The organism is Luminiphilus syltensis NOR5-1B, from assembly GCF_000158175.1.
GTDB lineage: Bacteria > Pseudomonadota > Gammaproteobacteria > Pseudomonadales > Halieaceae > Luminiphilus > Luminiphilus syltensis.
This window is the reverse complement of sequence record NZ_DS999411.1, coordinates 697,273-716,464: the sequence shown is the minus strand read 5'-3', so window position 1 is coordinate 716,464 and position 19,192 is coordinate 697,273. Positions and strand designations below refer to the sequence as shown.

18 protein-coding genes are annotated in these 19,192 nt (G+C 59.0%); 8 read left to right on the top strand and 10 right to left on the bottom strand.

Annotated features, from left to right (window positions below; genetic code table 11):
* Window positions 1-213: 213 nt before the first annotated feature.
* Window positions 214-1,410, bottom strand: a complete 1,197-nt coding sequence (locus NOR51B_RS03250) for a cytochrome P450 (RefSeq protein ID WP_009019072.1) — start codon at window positions 1,408-1,410, stop codon at window positions 214-216.
* 140 nt (window positions 1,411-1,550) lie between these two features.
* Between NOR51B_RS03250 and NOR51B_RS03245 the strand changes: the two genes are divergently transcribed.
* A complete protein-coding gene (locus tag NOR51B_RS03245) occupies window positions 1,551-1,889 on the top strand; it encodes a P-II family nitrogen regulator (RefSeq protein WP_009020005.1) in 339 nt (112 codons plus the stop codon).
* Window positions 1,890-1,903: 14 nt separating this feature from the next.
* On the opposite strand, the gene NOR51B_RS03240 is transcribed toward NOR51B_RS03245, so the two are convergent.
* Genes NOR51B_RS03240 through lysA form a run of 5 tightly spaced genes read right to left on the bottom strand, consistent with a single transcriptional unit; the run spans window position 1,904 to window position 6,338 of the window.
* The gene (locus tag NOR51B_RS03240; protein WP_009019745.1) at window positions 1,904-2,599 is read right to left on the bottom strand and encodes an HAD family hydrolase; all 696 of its coding nucleotides are present in this window, start codon (window positions 2,597-2,599) and stop codon (window positions 1,904-1,906) included.
* Window positions 2,596-3,510, bottom strand: coding sequence for a tyrosine recombinase XerC (gene xerC / locus NOR51B_RS03235; RefSeq protein WP_009019353.1), 915 nt, complete (start codon window positions 3,508-3,510; stop codon window positions 2,596-2,598). The genes NOR51B_RS03240 and xerC overlap by 4 nt, the downstream gene beginning before the upstream one ends.
* Before the next feature lie 4 nt (window positions 3,511-3,514).
* A complete protein-coding gene (locus NOR51B_RS03230; protein WP_009020667.1) occupies window positions 3,515-4,213 on the bottom strand; it encodes a DUF484 family protein in 699 nt (232 codons plus the stop codon).
* A 26-nt stretch (window positions 4,214-4,239) separates the two neighbouring features.
* Window positions 4,240-5,088, bottom strand: a complete 849-nt coding sequence (gene dapF, locus NOR51B_RS03225) for a diaminopimelate epimerase (protein WP_040481693.1) — start codon at window positions 5,086-5,088, stop codon at window positions 4,240-4,242.
* Window positions 5,085-6,338, bottom strand: coding sequence for a diaminopimelate decarboxylase (lysA, locus tag NOR51B_RS03220; RefSeq protein ID WP_009019611.1), 1,254 nt, complete (start codon window positions 6,336-6,338; stop codon window positions 5,085-5,087). The genes dapF and lysA overlap by 4 nt, the downstream gene beginning before the upstream one ends.
* Before the next feature lie 259 nt (window positions 6,339-6,597).
* Here lysA and NOR51B_RS03215 point away from each other — a divergent pair, with 259 nt between their 5' ends.
* Window positions 6,598-7,650 (top strand): DUF3187 family protein, encoded by a 1,053-nt coding sequence (locus tag NOR51B_RS03215; RefSeq protein WP_040481690.1) that lies wholly within the window; start codon window positions 6,598-6,600, stop codon window positions 7,648-7,650.
* On the opposite strand, the gene argH is transcribed toward NOR51B_RS03215, so the two are convergent.
* The gene (argH, locus tag NOR51B_RS03210) at window positions 7,647-9,053 is read right to left on the bottom strand and encodes an argininosuccinate lyase (RefSeq protein WP_009019977.1); all 1,407 of its coding nucleotides are present in this window, start codon (window positions 9,051-9,053) and stop codon (window positions 7,647-7,649) included. The genes NOR51B_RS03215 and argH overlap by 4 nt on opposite strands.
* A 110-nt stretch (window positions 9,054-9,163) precedes the next feature.
* Between argH and hemC the strand changes: the two genes are divergently transcribed.
* Genes hemC through NOR51B_RS03190 form a run of 3 tightly spaced genes read left to right on the top strand, consistent with a single transcriptional unit; the run spans window position 9,164 to window position 13,374 of the window.
* Window positions 9,164-10,075, top strand: coding sequence for a hydroxymethylbilane synthase (hemC, locus tag NOR51B_RS03205; protein WP_009020705.1), 912 nt, complete (start codon window positions 9,164-9,166; stop codon window positions 10,073-10,075).
* Complete coding sequence (locus NOR51B_RS14795; protein WP_009021535.1) at window positions 10,072-12,111, top strand: uroporphyrinogen-III C-methyltransferase; 2,040 nt, start codon at window positions 10,072-10,074, stop codon at window positions 12,109-12,111. Before hemC ends, NOR51B_RS14795 begins: the two co-directional genes overlap by 4 nt.
* 3 nt (window positions 12,112-12,114) lie before the next feature.
* Complete coding sequence (locus tag NOR51B_RS03190) at window positions 12,115-13,374, top strand: heme biosynthesis HemY N-terminal domain-containing protein (protein ID WP_040481681.1); 1,260 nt, start codon at window positions 12,115-12,117, stop codon at window positions 13,372-13,374.
* Here the strand turns inward: NOR51B_RS03190 and ubiD are convergent.
* The 3 genes from ubiD to trxA form a co-directional block, all read right to left on the bottom strand.
* Window positions 13,336-14,838 (bottom strand): 4-hydroxy-3-polyprenylbenzoate decarboxylase, encoded by a 1,503-nt coding sequence (gene ubiD, locus NOR51B_RS03185; RefSeq protein WP_009021486.1) that lies wholly within the window; start codon window positions 14,836-14,838, stop codon window positions 13,336-13,338. The two genes, NOR51B_RS03190 and ubiD, sit on opposite strands and share 39 nt — an antisense overlap.
* A gap of 236 nt (window positions 14,839-15,074) precedes the next feature.
* Window positions 15,075-16,343, bottom strand: a complete 1,269-nt coding sequence (gene rho / locus NOR51B_RS03175; protein WP_040482289.1) for a transcription termination factor Rho — start codon at window positions 16,341-16,343, stop codon at window positions 15,075-15,077.
* A 595-nt stretch (window positions 16,344-16,938) separates the two neighbouring features.
* Window positions 16,939-17,265 carry a thioredoxin TrxA gene (trxA, locus tag NOR51B_RS03170; RefSeq protein WP_009019129.1) on the bottom strand — a complete coding sequence of 109 codons (327 nt, stop codon included), beginning with the start codon at window positions 17,263-17,265 and terminating at the stop codon, window positions 16,939-16,941.
* 54 nt (window positions 17,266-17,319) lie between these two features.
* Between trxA and NOR51B_RS03165 the strand changes: the two genes are divergently transcribed.
* From NOR51B_RS03165 to NOR51B_RS03155, 3 genes are all read left to right on the top strand, one after another.
* Window positions 17,320-17,604 carry a GIY-YIG nuclease family protein gene (locus tag NOR51B_RS03165; RefSeq protein WP_009020933.1) on the top strand — a complete coding sequence of 95 codons (285 nt, stop codon included), beginning with the start codon at window positions 17,320-17,322 and terminating at the stop codon, window positions 17,602-17,604.
* Window positions 17,594-18,103, top strand: a complete 510-nt coding sequence (locus tag NOR51B_RS14790; protein ID WP_009018926.1) for a TIGR02444 family protein — start codon at window positions 17,594-17,596, stop codon at window positions 18,101-18,103. Before NOR51B_RS03165 ends, NOR51B_RS14790 begins: the two co-directional genes overlap by 11 nt.
* Window positions 18,104-18,183: 80 nt before the next feature.
* Entirely contained in the window at window positions 18,184-18,933 is a 750-nt protein-coding gene (locus NOR51B_RS03155) for an FKBP-type peptidyl-prolyl cis-trans isomerase (protein ID WP_230198388.1), read from the top strand.
* The last annotated feature ends 259 nt before the right edge of the window (window positions 18,934-19,192 follow it).

Sequence of the window (19,192 nt, the reverse complement as noted above, 5' to 3'; positions counted from 1 at the left end):
TGCCTCACCGACTTCAAGAAATAAGCTGTGGTCGTCGGCGAATGTCTTCCAGAGCAATGATTGACGTACCGTGCTGGCCTTGATCCCGCCAAGCGGCGATGAACCTTTTTTTTGCCTCGCGTTCGGGTAAGTATCTGCCAAAAGAGAGGAACCCCGGGTGGTTATACCACCCGGGGTTGCGGCGAGAATTACGGTGGGTATATCCGGCTCGGGTTAGGGTGCTGGGTTCCAGACCAGCGGCAGCGCCGCAATGTTGCCCACAATACCGCCCCCGAACGTGATCGAGCTGTCGGGCGCAATGTCAAAACGGGGTATGAGGGCCAACCACTCTTCGAGAACCAGGGCAATTTCCATGCGCGCCAGATAACGCCCCGGGCACATATGTGGGCCCTGTCCAAAAGTGAGGTGGGCGTTGGCGTTGGACGCCATCTGTTCCTTGGGTAGCTCAAAGCCCGCGCATAGCGGTGTCGGTAGGGCAATCATGTCACCTGCCTTCAGGGGAGCACCGTGGAATTCGCAATCCCGGGTGACCAGCCGCCCCACCGTGACCAGTGGAAGTTCGGCGAGCAGCTGTTCAGCCGCATCCCTGGAGGCGAGCTCTCTGTTAATGATACGTTCGCGCAGATCGGGATCCCGGGCCAGTCGCAGGAATGCAAAATTGAGGAAGTTCACCACGGTATCGACGCCGGCGATCAGTAACTGGACACTGAGTTTGCTCGCTTCATCATCGCTTATTCGTTTGCCATCGATATCGGCATTAACCAGATTGCTGATAAAGTCGGAGCCCGGATTCGCCTGTCGCTCGGCGATATAGGGTGCGAGGTAATCCCCCAGTTTCCCGATGGCTTCCTCAAAGGTCATGCTGCCGTCGGGGTGGGTGGTCTGGTCAGACCAGTACTTGAGCTGGTCGATATCCTCGATCGGAAGATCCATCAGTGTCATAAAGACGTGTAGCGGCAATGCCTGGGCAAAGTCGGCGGTAAAGTCGCACTCCCCCCGCGGCGCCAGTTCTTCGACCAGTGCTCGCGTTCGCGCACGAACCTCGTCCGAGATCCTCGCCATTACCGGTGGCGCCAACAGCCTGTTGAGTATCATCCGAAACGGCTGATGCACCGGAGGGTCCATAGTCGTCGGAATTAAGTTGTGTGCTTCACCGTGGGACTTTGGAATGATAATGGTGCGGCTGGAGAACAGTTCCCAGTCGTTATAAACCTCAGAAAACAGCGCCGGATCGGTCACAATCCAATGCCCCTCGTTGCGAGGCGTCCACATAATCGCCGGCGTGCCCGGTGCCTTGAGGGTGTCCCAGGCGGCGTGAAAGCCATCGGCAATGGCCGATTGGGCATACATATCAAAGTCGACGACGGCGTCGTCGGCAACATAATCCGGTTGGGCGGCTGTTTGCATCATGGTGCTGAACCTGTCTTATTCTGATATCAATGGCCGGTAAGCTTGCACCAAAAAACGAGTCAGCAACAGCGCTCGAAGCCGCATTGCGGTGAGCGAAAAAACGCGAGTAGAATGAGGCGCCCGAGACAACGGAGTTTGCAATGAAGCTGGTGACAACAATAATCAAACCGTTCAAGTTGGACGACGTTCGCGGCGCGCTCGCCGATATTGGTGTCAATGGCGTTACCGTCTCTGAGGTCAAGGGTTTTGGTCGTCAGCGCGGGCATACCGAGCTCTACCGCGGCGCGGAGTATGTGGTCGACTTTCTCCCCAAGTTGAAGCTTGAGGTCGCCTGTGCCGATGACCAGCTAGACCAGATCGTCGAGGCTATTGTCGCGGCGGCCAATACCGGAAAAATTGGTGATGGCAAGATTTTTGTCACCGACCTGGAACAGATTATTCGTATCCGCACCGGCGAGTCTGGCGAAGAAGCGATCTGACAGCGGCGTTACGTTTAGAGCGGTGCGCGCATTCGGGCAAGTACGTCCGGTAATTCAGAAAGACATTGGATCGAGGCGTCGGCGCGGTCACTGACATCGCCGGAGCTGTTGTACCAGATAGCACGCACACCGGCATTTTTTGCGCCGTCAATATCGTGATCGTGGCTGTCGCCGACGTGTACCAGTGCTGAGGGCTGGACATTGGTGTGGCGAAGTGCGGCCTCAAACAGGTGCGGCAGCGGTTTGGCACCACCCACATCTTCCGCCTTAATGGCGAAATCGAAAAAATCGGCGAGGGGTGTCTGGTAAACATCAGCGTTGCCATTGGTCAGGGCGCCGATGGTGAACTGGGTAGTGATCTTCTGCAGCATGGCCCTGGATTCGCCAAACAGCGCAACCCGATGACGCTGGGTGATAAATGCAGCGAAAGCACCCGCTGCGCCTCGAAGCGCCTCTTCTTCGCTCACGCCAACGTGTACCAATAACCGTCGCAAGTACTCCTGGCGGAAAGCGCTGATGTGGTGCCTGAGATCAGGGCGGTCATTGAGCACCTGCTGTTTTACGGCGCGTTTAAACGCGTCTAAATCCGCGTTGACTGCAGCGGGGAAGTGAACGCCCAGCCAGTCGTTTTGCGCCTGCTCAGCCCGGGCAATGGCGGGGCTGACGTCCCAGAGTGTGTCGTCCAAATCAAATGTGACCACTGTGATCATGGCGTTTTGCGTTTGCGGGCCCGGGGGTGCGCGGTGTCGTAGACCTTTGACAGGTGCTGGAAATCGAGGTGGGTATAGATCTGGGTGGTGCTGATGTTGGCATGGCCGAGCAGTTCCTGTACGGCGCGCAGGTCACCACTGGACTCGAGTAAATGGGTGGCAAAGGAATGTCGCAGCATGTGCGGATGCAGGTTTTGTCCGAGATGCGTCGCTTTCGCCAGCTTTTTCAACCGGTCCTGGACCGATCGCTGCCCCAGCCGCGTGCCTCGCTGATTGACGAAAAGCGGTGCCTTTGCGGAAAGGACCTCTTGGCCAATGGGGCGGCAGGCGATCCACGCTTCCAGTGCTTTTAGCGCGGCGACACCAACGGGAACGGTGCGGGTCTTGTCACCCTTGCCGGTGACGGTGATAACGCCCTCGCGGCGGTCGAGGTCTTCAAGATTGACATCGACCAGTTCTGCCAGCCGAAGGCCCGACGAGTACAACAGTTCGGCGATCGCCTGATCTCGCTTCTCCAGCGTCGACTCGGCAGGTCGCTGAAAAAGCGCACCAATCCTGTCCGCTTCGATGGTTTTGGGCAGTTTTCTCGGGCGTCTGGGGGCGCGTATGCCGATGGCGGGATTACTGATATCGGCGTGTCTTGCCGCGAGATGTTTGAAATAACTTCGAACCGACGACAGCCCGCGCTGGATAGTGGCGGGGGCCTTTCCCTGCCGTTGCATCTGTCCGGCCCATGAACGGACGACCGACTCCTTGATATCCCGGGGCGATGTACAGTTCGAAGCCCGGCAAAACTCCTCAAAATGATTGAGGTCGCGGCGGTAGTTACTGACAGTATGGTGTGACATCCGGCGGACATCGCGCTGGTAATCCAGAAAATCGGAAATACTCGCTCCCAGAGACAGTGTCATTTCACTAGAGCAGTGCAAATACCGGCAGGCGAACAATCACTTCGGCGAGGTGATCGATGAACAGCGTGCCGTCATCACTCTGGTAACGGGCGGTGTCGTGACTGCCGACCGCAATGACCCCAATAATCTCATCGTTATGCCGTAGCGGCGTTACCACGCCGGAACCCTCTCCCTTCGCTTCGGAAAACAGGGCTGTCATTTCCTCAGCGCGCAACACTCCCGACAGCGATTGTTGGTGCTTGACCAGGGATAGAATCAGATTGCTGGATTCAGTATCGAGGCTATTCAGCTCTGGGTCGAGTGTGGCGGCGGCCGGCAGCCAGTGCAGCGCGCCGAACTGTGCCTCGAAGGCGTTGGAGATACCAGAATCAAACGTGGATTTGATCTCGCCGACGTCGCGTACCTCCAGCAGATTGAGCACCAGCGTGCGGGTGGCAGCGAAAAGGACATCATTCGCTTTGGCCCACTGATTGATTTGGGCAAGCCTGCGCCGCATCTCGATATTGCGCTCGCGCAGCAGCGACACCTGACGTTCTACCAGCGACACCGTCGATGACTCCCCATGGGGTAGCTCGAGCTCTGCCAGAACCCCGGGGTGCTGCATAAAAAAGTGGGGATTGTCGAGCAGAAAGGCTTCGACCGCCGCGTGGTCCAGATCGGTTTCAACGGGCGATGGTTTGATGGCAGCTTTGTCTCGGGACATGTTTCACTCTTGAATCGGCAGCGCCATTACCCCTCGCGAAGCTTGACGACACCCTCGAATACACTTGCAGTGGGGCCCGCGAGCCAGACGTCATCGTTGTCTGCCCCGGACCATGTGACCGAGAGCTTACCCCCGGGGAGATGGACTGTCACGGCGTTATCAAGCAGGCCGCGGCGGATTCCATGGACGGCAGCGGCACAGGCCCCCGACCCGCAGGCCTCGGTCTCACCAACACCTCTTTCGAACACCCGGAGCCGGATTTCGTTCTTACTGACGAGCTCCATAAAGCCCACATTGACCCGCTCGGGGAATGCCGGGTGGCTCTCGATCAGCGGTCCCAGTGTACTCACCGGAGCGTCGGCCACACTGTCCACCGTGAGCACTGCGTGGGGGTTGCCCATTGATAGCGCGCCGATACGGTGGGTGTTGCCCGCTACAGTGAGGCCGTACTCAGCGTTGTCTTCGCTGTCTTCCGGCTGAAAAGGGATTTGTGTCGTGTCGAATATCGGCGCGCCGAGATTGGCGTTTATACGGCCATCCTGGGCGACAGTCAGCGCCATGGTGCCATTCCGGGTTTCTACCTGGAGTTCACGTTTCCAGGTAAGGCTTTTTTCGCGGACAAAACGGGCAAAGCATCGCGCGCCGTTGCCACACTGGCCGGACTCGGAGCCATCGGCATTGTAAATTCGATAGCGAAAGTCGTTTTCTGGTTGGGTAGGGGGCTCCACCAGAAGCACCTGATCACAACCGATCCCCCGCTGGCGGTCTGCGATGAAGCGTATATGTGCCGGCTTTAAGTTGAGGAACTGGCTGATGAGATCAATAACGACAAAATCGTTGCCGGCACCGTGCATTTTAGTGAAGGCGACTCTCACGAGGCAGGTTCCGGGAGACAGGTCTCCCCCGCCCACAGGGATTCGAGGGCTTCCCGTTGCCTGACGACGTGGAGGGTCCCCTTGTCGACGACGACCTCTGCGGGCCTCGGGCGGGTATTGTAGTTGGAGGCCATCACAAAGCCATAGGCTCCCGCCCCGGTTACCACCAACAGGTCGTCCGGTTGCAGGGCCAGCTCACGATCTTTGCCGAGAAAGTCGCCGGTCTCACAGACGGGACCGACGACATCCCAGCGATGAGCAGTGTCGTGGCGTTGTGTTGCGGGCAGGATATCCATCCAGGCGTCGTAGAGTGCCGGTCGGATCAGATCATTCATTGCCGCATCCACCAGCGCAAAATTGCGGTGTTCGGTGGGCTTGAGGTAGTTGACCCGCGTCACCAATGCACCGGCCATCGCGACCACCGACCGTCCCGGCTCGAAAATGAGTTCAAACTCGCGATCCCCCAGCCGGTCGGTAAGCGCAGCAATATAGGCGCTGATGGCGGGCGCCTGCTCCTCGCCATATTGCACGCCCAAGCCTCCGCCGAGGTCGAGGTGCTTCAGCGTGATACCGCTGGACTCCAGCGCGTCAACGAGGGCAAGCAATCGGTCGACAGCGTCGATAAACGGGGTAATGGAAAGCAGCTGACTGCCAATATGGCAGTCGACACCAACGGGTTCGATAAACGACATCGCTGCGGCCTGTTCGTACAAGTCCTTGGCGCGCTCGATGTCCACACCGAACTTATTCTCCTTGAGGCCGGTAGAGATATAGGGGTGTGTATTGGCATCAACATCCGGGTTCACCCGAAGCGATACCGGAGCTACTTTGCCGCACTCTGCGGCAATCTCGTTGAGCACATTGAGTTCGGCTTCGCTCTCCACATTGAAGCAGCGAATACCGGCGTCGAGCGCCTGGCGAATACCCTCGCAGCTTTTGCCGACACCGGAAAAAACGACTTTGGACGGATCGCCCCCGGCGGCAATGACACGGGCGAGCTCGCCCTCAGAGACAATATCAAAGCCCGCCCCCAGTCGTGCCAGCAGATTGAGTACCGCCAGATTGGAGTTGGCCTTGACCGCGTAGCAAATAAGGTGGGGTCGATTGGCCAGCGCGCTCTGATATTCGCCAAACGCTGCTTCAATATCGGCGCGCGAGTAGACGTAAACCGGCGTCCCAACCTGTTCGGCGATAGTGCTGATCGCAACATCCTCGCAGTGGAGGACGTCGTTTTTATAGGTGAAGGCCATTAACGACTCGATGTTTCATTCGCAGGGTTTTCAGTTTCAGTCGCGGGCCGCAGCGGTCCCGTCTGACCGCAGGCAGTGATCCCAACCAGTATGACGACGAGTAGTGCAGTGCGCATGGCGATGAAACCCGGAAAACAGCCAGTATAACAGTGGCGCAACCCGAGGGCTGCATCCCAAAAAGGCTTATCTCGGGCCTGCGACTGTTAAACTGAACAACACCGGTACCCGATTATGGTGCCGGAGCCGCCATGGAGACGTGATGCGCATTGGTAATGGAGATCTTCGCAGACTGAATGGACGCTTTGGCCCGTGCCGGAAACCCGGGGCGTTGCTTGTGGGCGCGGCATGGATGCTTTGGTCAAGCGTGCCCACTGTGGCTGACTCGATGGAGTCCGCACCGCTGGCGGTGGAAAATCTGTCGCCGTTTTCGGCGCTACGCAGCTTTCCTGCCCAGCGTCGCGCCGATACGGAGGCGGGTTTCGCGGTGGATCTCAATCAGGCTGTAGCCAGTCATTTTATAGAGCAGTCCCGGGCCGATAGCGGCGAGGCGCTGTTTATCGATGGTGAGACCATGAAGCTCTCCGCGACGCTGCGCTATGGCTTTGCGGATAGCTGGGATATCAGTGCCACGGTACCCTGGGTGAAGCATAGCGAAGGCTTTCTCGACGGCGCCATCAACAGCTGGCACGATTTTTTTGGTATGAGTGACGGCGGTCGGTCCGATTATCCCAATGATCAGTTTATCTACGCCTATGGATCGCCCGGGTTTGAGCAAGGCCTCCGGCAACCCGCCCGGGGTATCGGCGATACCACGGTGGCACTCAACCGCGTGTTTCATCGTGCTCCCGGGCAGTCCGCATCGCTGGGCCTTGGCTACATCATCGCTACCGGGGATGAGAGCGGATTTCTCGGCGGTGGCGCAGGGAATGCATTTGTAACGCTTCGCTTTTCCGGGGCCCATCCCGGTGATTTTCCGCTGACCTGGCACGGACAGCTCGGATACATGCGGGCCGGTGAAACCGATTTACTCAGTGATTCCCAACGGCGCAATCTCTGGTTTGCCGGGCTGTCGATGGATTGGCAGATCGCCGATCAGTGGTCTTTATTGGCCCAGTACGACGGTCATAGCGCACTGACTGCCAGTGAGCTCGGTGCACTCGGAGAGGCCAGCGCCCTGCTGAGTTTTGGCGCGCGCTGGAAGGTGGCGCAGGACTGGTCGCTCGAGGCGTTGTTTATAGAGGACATCAAGGTGGAAAGCGGCCCCGATATTACATTCCAATTCGCGATCCGCTATCGCGGCCGTCCGCGCTAACGCTGGAGTCGCTGTTTTGCGGCCACGGCTGCGGATCTGACCTGCGCCGGCGCAGTGCCACCCAGATGATCCCGCGCGGCGACCGAGCCCTCGAGGGTCAGTATCTCAAATACATCTTCAGCGATGACCGAGTGAAAGCCCCGCAGCGTTTCCAGCGGCAGCGCCTCCAGAGTACTGTTCGCGTTAACGCAATGCGCTACTGCTTTGCCCACGACCTCATGGGCGTCCCGGAATGCCAGCCCCTTGCGCACCAGATAGTCCGCCAGGTCGGTCGCCGTTGCGAAACCGACCAGCGCCGCCCGGCGCATTGATTCGGCCTTGGGCGTGATCGCGGGCACCATGTCGGCGAAGGCGCGCAGGCAGTCAAGGGTAGTGCCGACGCAGTCAAACAACGGCTCCTTGTCCTCCTGATTGTCCTTGTTATAGGCCAGCGGCTGTGACTTCATCAGCGTTAACAAGGCGACCAAATGGCCATTGACGCGTCCCGTCTTGCCGCGAACCAGTTCGGGCACGTCCGGGTTTTTCTTCTGCGGCATGATCGACGAGCCGGTACAGAAGCGGTCCGGAATATCAATAAAGTCAAATTGGGCTGAACTCCAGATCACGAGTTCCTCAGACATTCGCGAAAGGTGGGTCATTAGCAGTGCCGCTGCGGCGCTGAATTCAATGGCGAAGTCGCGATCTGATACCGAATCGAGCGAGTTTCGCGTCGGTGCGGAGAAGCCCAGGGTGGCCGCGGTCATCTCCCGGTCGATAGGGAAGGTCGTACCCGCCAGTGCAGCCGCGCCCAGCGGACATTCATTGAGTCGCTGCCGGCAATCCGACAGGCGTCCAAAATCCCGCTCCAGCATTTCGTTCCAGGCGAGCAGGTGATGACCGAATACCACGGGCTGGGCCACCTGGAGGTGGGTGAATCCAGGCATGATGGTGTCGCTGTTCTCCGCCGCAAGATCGATAATTCCCGATTGCAGGCGGGTAAGCTCCCCCAGTATCCGGTCAATGGCATCGCGCAGGTAAAGCCGGATATCGGTGGCGACCTGATCATTTCTCGATCGACCCGTGTGGAGCTTTTTCCCGGCGTCGCCGATGAGCTCGGTCAGTCTCGCCTCAATGTTCATGTGAACATCCTCGCGAGCCACCTGCCAGTCAAATTGCGAGGACTCGATCTCCTTTGCAATGATATCGAGACCCCGGTTGATCGATTCGCACTCGTCCTCACTGAGCACGCCCACCGCGGTTAGCATGGCGGCGTGGGCGCGGGAACCTCGAATATCGTGGCTTGCCAGAGCCCGATCGAAGGTATGTGACGCGGTGAAACGCTGTACAAATGCATCGGTCGGCTCATTAAAACGCCCACCCCAGAGATCGCTGGTGGAGGATTGATTATCGCTACCGTCGCTCATGGTCTGTCCTATGCTAAAAAGAGTCTCGATTACGGGCGCAGGGAGTGTAACACCGGCGGCTGCGGGCGCAGACCGTGATAAGATTGGCAGAGCAAACAAGAGGGCTATTTGTGTCAAAAATTGTAATCGCCACGCGGGAAAGTCCGCTGGCCTTATGGCAGGCGAATCATGTCGCTGACCGTCTGAGCGAACTCCATCCGGAATTGGAGGTCGAGCTTCTGGGAATGACCTCCCGCGGTGACCAATTACTGGATCGACCGCTCTATAAAGTCGGTGGAAAGGGTCTTTTCGTCAAAGAACTTGAAACGGCATTACAGGATGGCAGCGCGGATATCGCGGTGCATTCGATGAAGGATGTACCCATGGCGCTGCCGCCGGGGCTGACCCTGGGTGTGATTTGTGAGCGCGAGGATCCCACCGATTCACTGGTTGGGGTATCTGGATTCGATCAGCTGCCCCAGGGGGCACGGGTGGGGACCTCGAGTCTGCGTCGCGGGTCGCAGTTGTTGCGCCATCGACCGGATCTCGAGATCGGTTTTCTCAGGGGTAATGTCAATACGCGCCTCGCCAAGCTCGACGCCGGTGAGTTTAATGCCATTATCCTCGCCTCTGCAGGGCTGAAGCGATTGGGTTTCGAAGATCGCATTGGCCAGTTGATCGATCCGGATCTTTCGCTCCCCGCCGGTGGCCAGGGTGCCGTTGGTATCGAATACCGCGATGGTGACGATCGGATCGCCGAGCTGTTAAAGCCATTGCACCATGTGCAAACCGCTGCCTGTGTGCTCGCGGAACGAGCCCTGGTGCGCCGTTTGGATGGTGGTTGCGACGTCCCCATCGCCAGCTTTGCCCTACCCGACGGTGATGGCGGCCTGTGGTTGCGGGGTCGCGTCGGCTCGACAGAGGGTAAAACCCTGCTTCTCGCGGAGGGGCGTGGCCGCGATCCCGAGGTGCTGGGCTACGACGTCGCCGACCAGCTCTTGCAGGCGGGTGCCGCAGAGCTACTGGCTGCCGTTCGGGGGTGAGTCATACCGTCATTCTCACGCGGCCGCAGGAGGACAGCGCGCGGTTAGCGGCGATTCTTGCGGAACGCGGGTGGGACGTCTTTGTCCAGCCCATGTTGCGCATGGAGCCGCTGGCACCGGCGGCCATCGACGCGCTGCCGGCGCTCACCGACAATGACCTGGCTATTTTCATCAGTGCTAACGCCGTAAGACAGGGTCTGCCGCATCTGGCCGAGCGGTTGCGTGATGCCGGGATGGTATCGCTCGCGGTGGGACGGCGAACGGCCCAGGAGCTCGAGGCCGCCGGGTTGCCGGTGATGACCCCCGACCGGGAAGACTCTGAAGGCCTGCTTGCCTTGCCTGCACTGCGCGAGATCAGCGGTCATCGGGTTCTTTTGGTCAAGGGTGAGGGCGGACGGGCGGTTCTGGCCGAGACGCTGCGGACCCGCGGCGCGGAGGTCATTGAATTTGTCTGCTACCAGCGGGTCAATGAATCGCTCGATGCCACCGATTTTGCGGGTGAGCTGGCGAAACGTCGACCGCTCGTGATTCAGGCGAGCAGTGAGCAGACACTGCGGCGTGTAACGGAGTTGCTTGCTGAGGGCGGGCAACCTAATCTAGTAGCTGAGAACGTAGTGGTGCCCTCGGAGCGCGTGGCCCAGGTGGCTGCGGAGCTCGGCTGGCAGCATGTGATCACCGCGCCGAATGCCGGCGATGAGGCATTTCTTCGGGTACTGGAGCATGAGATTCGTCCCTCGGATGAGCAGGATCTAGCAATGAGTGAGAAAGAGCCCGAAGGGGTAGCTGACAGCGCCGAAAGCGAGGCAAACACCCCCGCCCCGGCGACCACGAATGACGCACCCTCGCCGCCACCGGAGCCACCCGCGCCGGCAAAAACGGCCAAACGCGACGGATTTGCGCGATTTATGCTGTTTATCGTGCTGGTTTTACTCGCCGGATTGGCGGCGGCAGGCTACTGGTTTGGCAAGCCGCTACTCGCCGGCGCGACCAACCAGCAACTGGCCTCGGCGCAGCAGCTCACCGGCTTGGTGGAGAGGGTTGAAACACTGGCAGCCGACCAGTCGGCGTTGGCCGAGGAACAGGCGGCTTTGGCGGGAGAGCAGTCACAACAGGCAGCGACGGTTACCGCCAGGGAGCAACGCATGGCGGCGCTGGGGAGCACCATCGAGGAGCGACTCAAGGCGTCGCAGGCCGAGCAGGCAAAGGCAGCCCGGGCGCAGCAGCAAACACTCGACCAGAGTCGACGGGAGCAGACCGATGCGCTGCGTCGATTCGATGACCGCCTGGCCCGCCTTGAAGAGCAACTTGCCCGGCTGACGGGCACCGATCGTCGAGCCTGGCTGGTGCAGGAGGCGGCGTTCCTGACACGGCTTTCGAGCCAGCGCCTGCTGGTGGCCGGGGATGTCGATGCCGCCGAAGCATTGCTGCGTAACGCGGATGATCTTCTCGCCGAAGCCGATGACCCGGCGCTGGAGGGGGCGCGGCGTATGCTCGCTCGGGATCGAGCGCAGCTGCGAGCGGTGGCCAAGGTCGACATAACGGGACTGCATGCGCGGCTCTCTGCGCTCATTGAACAGGCTGATAGGCTCGCGGTAGCACCGCCAGCGGAGCTGGATGATGGTGTCGCGACCGATCCTGACCTCGACTGGCTCAGCCGTGCAAAAGCCGGATGGCAGGCCGCCCTCGCGAAGCTATCCAATTACCTGATTGTTCGCGATCGCAATGAAGAGCTCGATGCTGCGTTGTCCCCGGAGTGGCAGGCGCTGGCGCGTCAGAATCAGCGCATGCTGCTTGAGCAGGCTCAGGTCGCGCTGTTGTCGGCCAACCAGGAGCTGTACGAGACCGCTATTGCGCAGGCTGAGGCTTTCGCGACCCGGCTTCGCGAGGCTGATCCCGATACCGTGGATGCGATGGTCGAAACATTGCGCGAACTGGCAGGAGTGAAGGTCGCTCCGGTATTGCCCGATCTGGTGGCCTCTCGAAAGGCGCTTGATGATGCGGTCAGGGCACTCAACGCCCGCGCAACGGGCGTCTGATCCGTGCGCCGCCTGATCTTTTTGTTGATTGTGGGCCTGCTGGCCGGCGCCGGTCTCATTGCTCTGGTTGAGCAGGATCCGGGAGAGGTGGTGATCAGCTATGGCAGTACCACTATCGAGACCAGTATTTGGGTGGGTGGTTTCCTCTGGCTTTTGTTTTGGGGGATTCTGGTACTGGCCTATCGACTTTTAATGACCACGCTGCGAGCGCCCCGTTCGGTCTCCGGCTGGCTGGGGCACCGTAAGTCGAGAACTGCACAGGCGCTGACCAACCGGGGACTCATCAATTTCATCGAAGGTAACTGGAAGCGTTCGCGTAGGCAGTTATTGCGCTCGGCGCGATATAGCGATGCCCCCCTGGTCAACTACCTGTTGGCAGCTCGCGCGAGCTTCAGGCTTGGCGATCAGGAGGGTATGCAGGCCTACCTGCGCGATGCGGAATCGGTTGAAGGAGATACGGCGATTGCCATGGAACTGACTCAGGCGGAGCTTCAGTTGTCGGCGGGACACTACGAACAGGCGCTCGCAACACTGGTTCGCGCCCGGCAAAACGCCAGTCGCCATCCGTCGGTACTCGAACTGCTGGCCACAGCTTACAGTAGGCTCGAGGATTGGGAATCCTTATCAGAGCTGCTGCCCGAGCTGCGTAGGCACAAGGTATTGGATGAGCATGAAATCGAGCGACTCGAGCATCAGACCTGGGATGCGTTGCTGGTTCAGTGTTGTGGTGAAGGCGACGACAGCGCGGTAGTCGATCGAATCTGGCAGCGTATTCCCGGCTCGGTGAAAACCGCCAACCCCGGATTGCAACGTCGCTATGTCGATTGCCTGGTCAAGATGGATGCACACGACAAGGCGCAACGACTCATCGTCGATGCGCTCGAACGCAACTGGGATGCCCATTTGGTCGCTTCCTTGTCCCGGTTGTCGGTGAATCGCCCTGACAAGGTGCTTAAGAAGACGGAACGCTGGCTGGAAACCCATGGGCGTGATCCGGTCTTGCTGTTATGCGCCGGGCGGATGGCGCTGCAGGCCAAAGACTGGAATAAAGCCCAGGAATACCTTCAGGAGTCCCACCACCTGGCGGCCAATGCGGAAATTTGTATGGAACTGGCGCGTTTCCATCAGGCCAGCGGCGATCCGAAGCGGGCCATGGAGTTTATGCGTGAGGCCGCATTGACTGGAGCGGGTGATCTTCCGGAGTTGCCGTTACCCGACTCTGCTTTACCGGCCGCTACGCCCCGGCAAATCGATACCCAGTGACGACCAGAGGTCGTCGACCCGCGATTTGACGTCGTCACTCATCGCGATGGCGGTACCCCATTCCCGATCGGTTTCCCCCTCCCATTTGTTGGTCGCATCCATGCCGACCTTGGAGCCGAGACCTGCGACCGGGGAGGCGAAATCGAGGTAATCAATGGGCGTGTTATCGACGAACACGCTATCTCGCCGTGGATCCATGCGCGTGGTCATTGCCCATATCACGTCTTCCCATGATCGCGCGTCGACATCGTCATCCACCACAATAATAAACTTGGTGTACATGAATTGCCGGAGGAAAGACCAGATGCCCAGCATTACCCTTTTGGCGTGACCCGGGTACTCTTTTCGTATTGCCACCACGGCCATTCGGTAGGAACAGCCCTCGGGTGGTAGGTAAAAATCGACGATTTCCGGAAATTGTTTCTGTAATAGCGGCACGAACACTTCGTTTAGCGCCACGCCCAGTATGGCGGGCTCATCGGGCGGTCGGCCGGTATAAGTACTGTGGTAGATCGGGTTCTTTCGGGTGGTCACCGTATCTACGGTGAATACCGGAAACTGCTCCACTTCATTGTAATAGCCCGTGTGGTCACCAAAAGGGCCTTCCTCCGCCATTTCTCCGGGTTCGAGATAGCCCTCGAGGATAATTTCGGCATGAGCGGGCACCCGAAGTTCGTTGTTGCGGCAAAGATCGGTCACACATTCGGCGAGATCAGTTTTGGCGCCCCGCAGAAGCCCCGCAAACGCATATTCTGACAGCGCATCGGGTACCGGGGTTACGGCACCGAGGGTCGTCGCCGGGTCGGCGCCCAGCGCAATCGCCACCGGATAGCGTTCGCCGGGATGCTTGATTTGCCAGTCGCGAAAATCGAGCGCTCCGCCTCGGTGCGACAGCCAACGCATAATCAATTTATTGCGTCCCAGGAGCTGCATGCGATAAATGCCGAGATTCATGCGTGGCTTTTCGGGGCCGCGGGTTATGACGAGGGGCCAGGTCACCAGGGGGGCCACATCACCTGGCCAACAGGTTTGAATGGGTAAGGCCGTGAGGTCGACCTTTTCGTCGCGCAGGATCACCTCCTGGCAGGGCGGTCGGCTGATGACCTTTGGCCCCATGTTCAGCACCTTCTTCAGCAGGGGTGCCTTGTCGATCAAGTCGCGCATACCTTTGGGCGGGTCGGGCTGGCGCAGGTAGGCGAGTAACTCCCCAATCTCCCGTAACGCCGCTACGGAATCTGCACCCATTCCCAGGGCAACACGCCGTTCGGTACCAAATAAATTGGCCAGAACGGGCATGGAAAACCCCTTGGGATTTTCGAACAGCAGTGCCGGACCGCCACCGCGCAGTGTGCGGTCCGCTATTTCTGTCATTTCGAGATTCGGGTCAACCTCAGCGCTGATACGCTTTAGCTCCCCCTCGGACTCGAGCTGGCGAATGAACTCCCGAAGATCACGAGCGGTCATAGGCGCTCGGCCATGATCACCTGCCGGCCTTGTAGCAGGATGGGGGAATAGTCGTCAGCACAGGCTCTTTTGGCGTGTTCAGAGAAAACTGTACCGAGCGCAGGCGCTCGCCTGGCAAGCGCGACGGCGCTGGCAGCACCCGGAGCAGTGGCATGTGGCATCGCATCGAGCAGCATCAGCGCGTATCGCGATCGCCGTGCCCCGTCGGGCCACTATGGATACCCATAGCGCGGAAACTATTTGCGCCGCATGGACGCGAAGAACTCGGCATTGCTCTTGGTATCTTTGAGCTTGTCGAGCAAAAACTCGATGGCGGGAAGATCTTCCATACCATGCAACAGCTTGCGCAGAATCCACATTCGCTGCAGTTCGTCCTCGCTGGTCAGCAACTCCTCGCGGCGGGTGCCCGATCGGCGAATATTGATGGCGGGGTAAATCCGCTTTTCAGCAATCTTTCGATCAAGGTGTAATTCGAGGTTGCCCGTGCCCTTGAACTCTTCGTAAATGACTTCATCCATCTTGGAGCCGGTATCGATGAGCGCGGTTGCGATAATGGAAAGGCTCCCGCCTTCCTCAATGTTGCGTGCAGCGCCGAAGAAACGCTTGGGTCGCTCGAGCGCGTGGGCGTCGACACCACCGGTGAGTACTTTGCCTGAACTGGGTACCACCGTGTTGAATGCCCGTGCCAGGCGTGTGATCGAGTCCAGCAGGATGACAACGTCGCGTTTGTGCTCGACAAGGCGTTTTGCTTTCTCAATCACCATGTCCGCGACCTGGACGTGTCGCGCCGGTGGCTCATCAAAGGTCGAAGCGACCACTTCAGCTCCGCGAATACCTACGGATCGCTGCATCTCAGTGACCTCTTCGGGGCGTTCGTCAATCAGCAGGACAATGACATAACACTCGGGGTTGTTGGTGATGATCGCCTGGGCCATGTTCTGCATCATTATGGTCTTACCCGCCTTGGGCGGTGCGACCAACAAGCCACGCTGTCCTTTTCCCACCGGTGCGCAGAGATCGATAATCCGCCCCGTCAGGTCTTCGGTACTCCCGTTACCCTGCTCGAGGGTGAGACGTTCGTTGGGAAACAGCGGTGTGAGGTTTTCGAACAGAATTTTGGCTTTGGCACTTTCGGGGGACTCAAAATTCACATCCTGAACTTTGAGCAGTGCGAAGTACCGTTCGCTGTCTTTGGGGGGACGAATCATCCCGGTGATGGTGTCACCCGTTCGCAAATTAAATCGTCTGATCTGGCTGGGACTGACATAAATGTCATCGGGCCCGGCCAGGTAGGAGCTGTCTGCCGAACGCAGGAAACCAAAGCCATCCGGGAGGATCTCAAGGACGCCGTCGCCCCAAATGTCCTCACCGCTTTTCGCATGGCGTTTTAGCAGGGCAAAGATGATGTCCTGTTTTCGCGACCGGGCCATGTTGTCGAGGCCCATTTCTTTGGCCATGTCGATCAGTTCCTGAGTCGACTTGGTCTTCAGGTCGGTCAGGCTCATGGGATTGGCGCTGGGTGTATGGGGTTCGCGCTTTTGCCGTCGCTGTCTGCCCCGGCGGCCTCGGCCTCCGCCGTTATTATTACTGTTCTCGCCCTGATCACCGGAGTCACCATTTTCTGGCGCTCTATCGCCAGTGTTGGCGGCGGCCTCCGCGTCCCCCGATTCCTTTGCTTCCTTTCGGTTCAGCTTTAAGGTTTTGCCAGAATCTTCAGCAGAGCCGTCGGCAGTTGCTTCTGGCGGGGCGGGAGTGGGCTCGGCCACAGGTGTTTCCAAGTCGTTGCTCTCTGAGCTTTTTTGTTCGTCCACGAGTCAGTTCCGGTGAAATAAAGGAGTGGGGTTTGTGCGTGGTGGCTTGCCGGAGATCCGGCGCGACACAATCGAAGCACCCGGCCCGGCGCCATCGCCCGCATGTTCAACAACGGCAACATGTGCCGATTGGGTCTGTCATGGGGAAGGGAAGTATTGGCGGGGCTCCGAAGCGGAGGCCTCATTACCCCGGTAAACTAGCACCAGTTCGGTTTGGCGTCCAGCCCTTTGCGGGCCGAAAAACTGATCGGATGCCTGCGCCGTCGCTGTGACGGCAAGTTTCTAACGGTTAGAGACTGGCCTCAATAAACTCGGCGAGTTGGGATTTGGACAGTGCACCGACTTTCGTATCTACGGCGTTGCCATCCTTGAACAGAATCAGTGTTGGGATGCCGCGTATGCCGAATTTCTCGGGGGTGCCCGGATTGCTGTCGACATCAACCTTGGCGACCTTTAGCTTGCCGGCGTATTCAGCGGCGATCTCTTCCAGAACCGGTGCGATCATTTTGCAGGGGCCACACCATTCCGCCCAGAAATCCACCAGCACGGGCTCATCAGCGGTAAGGACATCGGATTCGAAGCTGGTATCAGTGACGTGGACGATTGCGTTACTCATGTGGACTCCATCGTTTTAGTATTTGGGAATTGATAAGCCGGAAACTATAGCACTGTGGGCATCACGCAAAAAGCACGTTCGCCGAGTACGCACCCCTGGTGGGTTTACCTCCTGCGCTGCACCGATGGCTCGCTGTATTGTGGCGTGACGAATGATCTGCAGCGCCGCCTGCGCCAGCATAATGGTGATCTCGCCGGCGGCGCGCGTTTTACCGGCGCCAGGCGCCCGGTCGCGCTTGTCTGGTCAGAAGAGGCAGCAGACCGCAGCGCGGCGCAACGACGGGAGGCGGTCATAAAGCGCATGAATAGAAGGGCAAAGGAGCGGCTAATTGGTCAGTGACAAATCGACAGAGTTTTGGGACTGGGCGGTAGCGGTTTATCAACGCCCGGGATTGAGCAGTGTGCTGTTACAGGTACAGGATGATCATGACGCTGTTGTCATGGAGCTTTTATTCGCGACCTGGCTCGGTGTCCGGGGCGAGGTGCTCACGCCGGAGTGCAGAGGTGATCTGGCTGCATGGGTGACGCCATGGAACCGGGAGGTGCTCCTCCCCCTGCGTGAGCGACGCGCGGCCTGGAAGACGACGGCGAGTCCAGACCTTTACTCGGCGGTAAAAGCTGTCGAACTGGAGGCGGAGCATCAGTTGGCGATTCTGCTGACGGCGCGCTGGTTTTCTCTGCATAGCACGACCAGCCCGGGTGAAACTCCCAGGGCGGCCAGCGATACCGCGGAACGGATATCGGGCAACGTTGTGCAGGTTCTCGGGCCCACCCATAGGCTCGTTGACGAACTATTGCACCGATTGACGACGGAGCTGCAGAGCACCTGCGTAAATTGACGGGGTTTGCCCACTGGCGAAGTGCGTGGATGCCGCGTAACATCCGCGATTCATTCATTTCCAGAGACAGGATCTCGATTATGCGTTCCATCTTCACCCGTCGCGCGACGACTCTGCTTATCGCCCCGATGTTTGTCGGTGTACTCACCGCCTGTCAGGAGCAAGCAAAGGAGCCTGAACCCGTGACCTTAGATACTCCGAACGAGCGCCTGGCCTACGGCGTTGCACTTCGAATGGGCCAGCGTATGAAATCTGATGGCATGGAGCTTGATGTCGACGCCTATGCCCTCGGTCTTCGAGATGCCATGGAGGGTAATGACGCCAAGCTTACCGATGAAGAAATAAACGCCGAAATGATCGCATTCCAGGAAAAGCTGGAGGCCGACCAGCAGGCCCAGCGCGAGGCAATGGCCACGGCTAATACCGAGGCCGGTGTCGCCTTCCTTGAGGAGAACGCCAGGCGTGAGGGTGTTGTCGTTACTGATTCCGGACTGCAATACGAGGTGATTGAGGCTGGCGATGGTGATAAGCCTACCTCCGAAGATACGGTCGAGGTGCATTACCGTGGCACCTTGATTGACGGGCAGGAATTCGACAGCTCCTACAGCCGCGGCCAGACTGTCAAGTTTGGCGTCACTCAGGTGATCGCCGGCTGGACCGAGGCATTGCAGCTCATGAGCGAGGGCGCGAAGTACAAGCTGTTTATTCCCTCAGAGTTGGCTTACGGCGCGGGCGGCGCGGGCGAAATTATCGGACCCAATGCCACCCTCGTTTTTGATGTCGAGTTGGTCGATGTAGTTGACGATGACGCAGAAGAAACGGAAGAGTAAACGCTTCCAATCGCAATGAAGGCGCCCTGTGGGGCGCTTTTTTTATGCTCCATCGCAGGGAGCGGGGTCAGGGCCTGATCAGCACCTCAATTTCAGCCTTGGAAGATAGTCGCTGATGACCATGTTCGATGTCTTACAATCGGTGAGGTAGCCGGTAGTCCTTTGAGCTGCTCGCGTAGCTCCAGCAAGGCCGGCGCACGGTCAGAGTCGCTCGTCGACGCTCAAAGGACTCCCGCCCACCTCACCTCGCGCCAGCGCC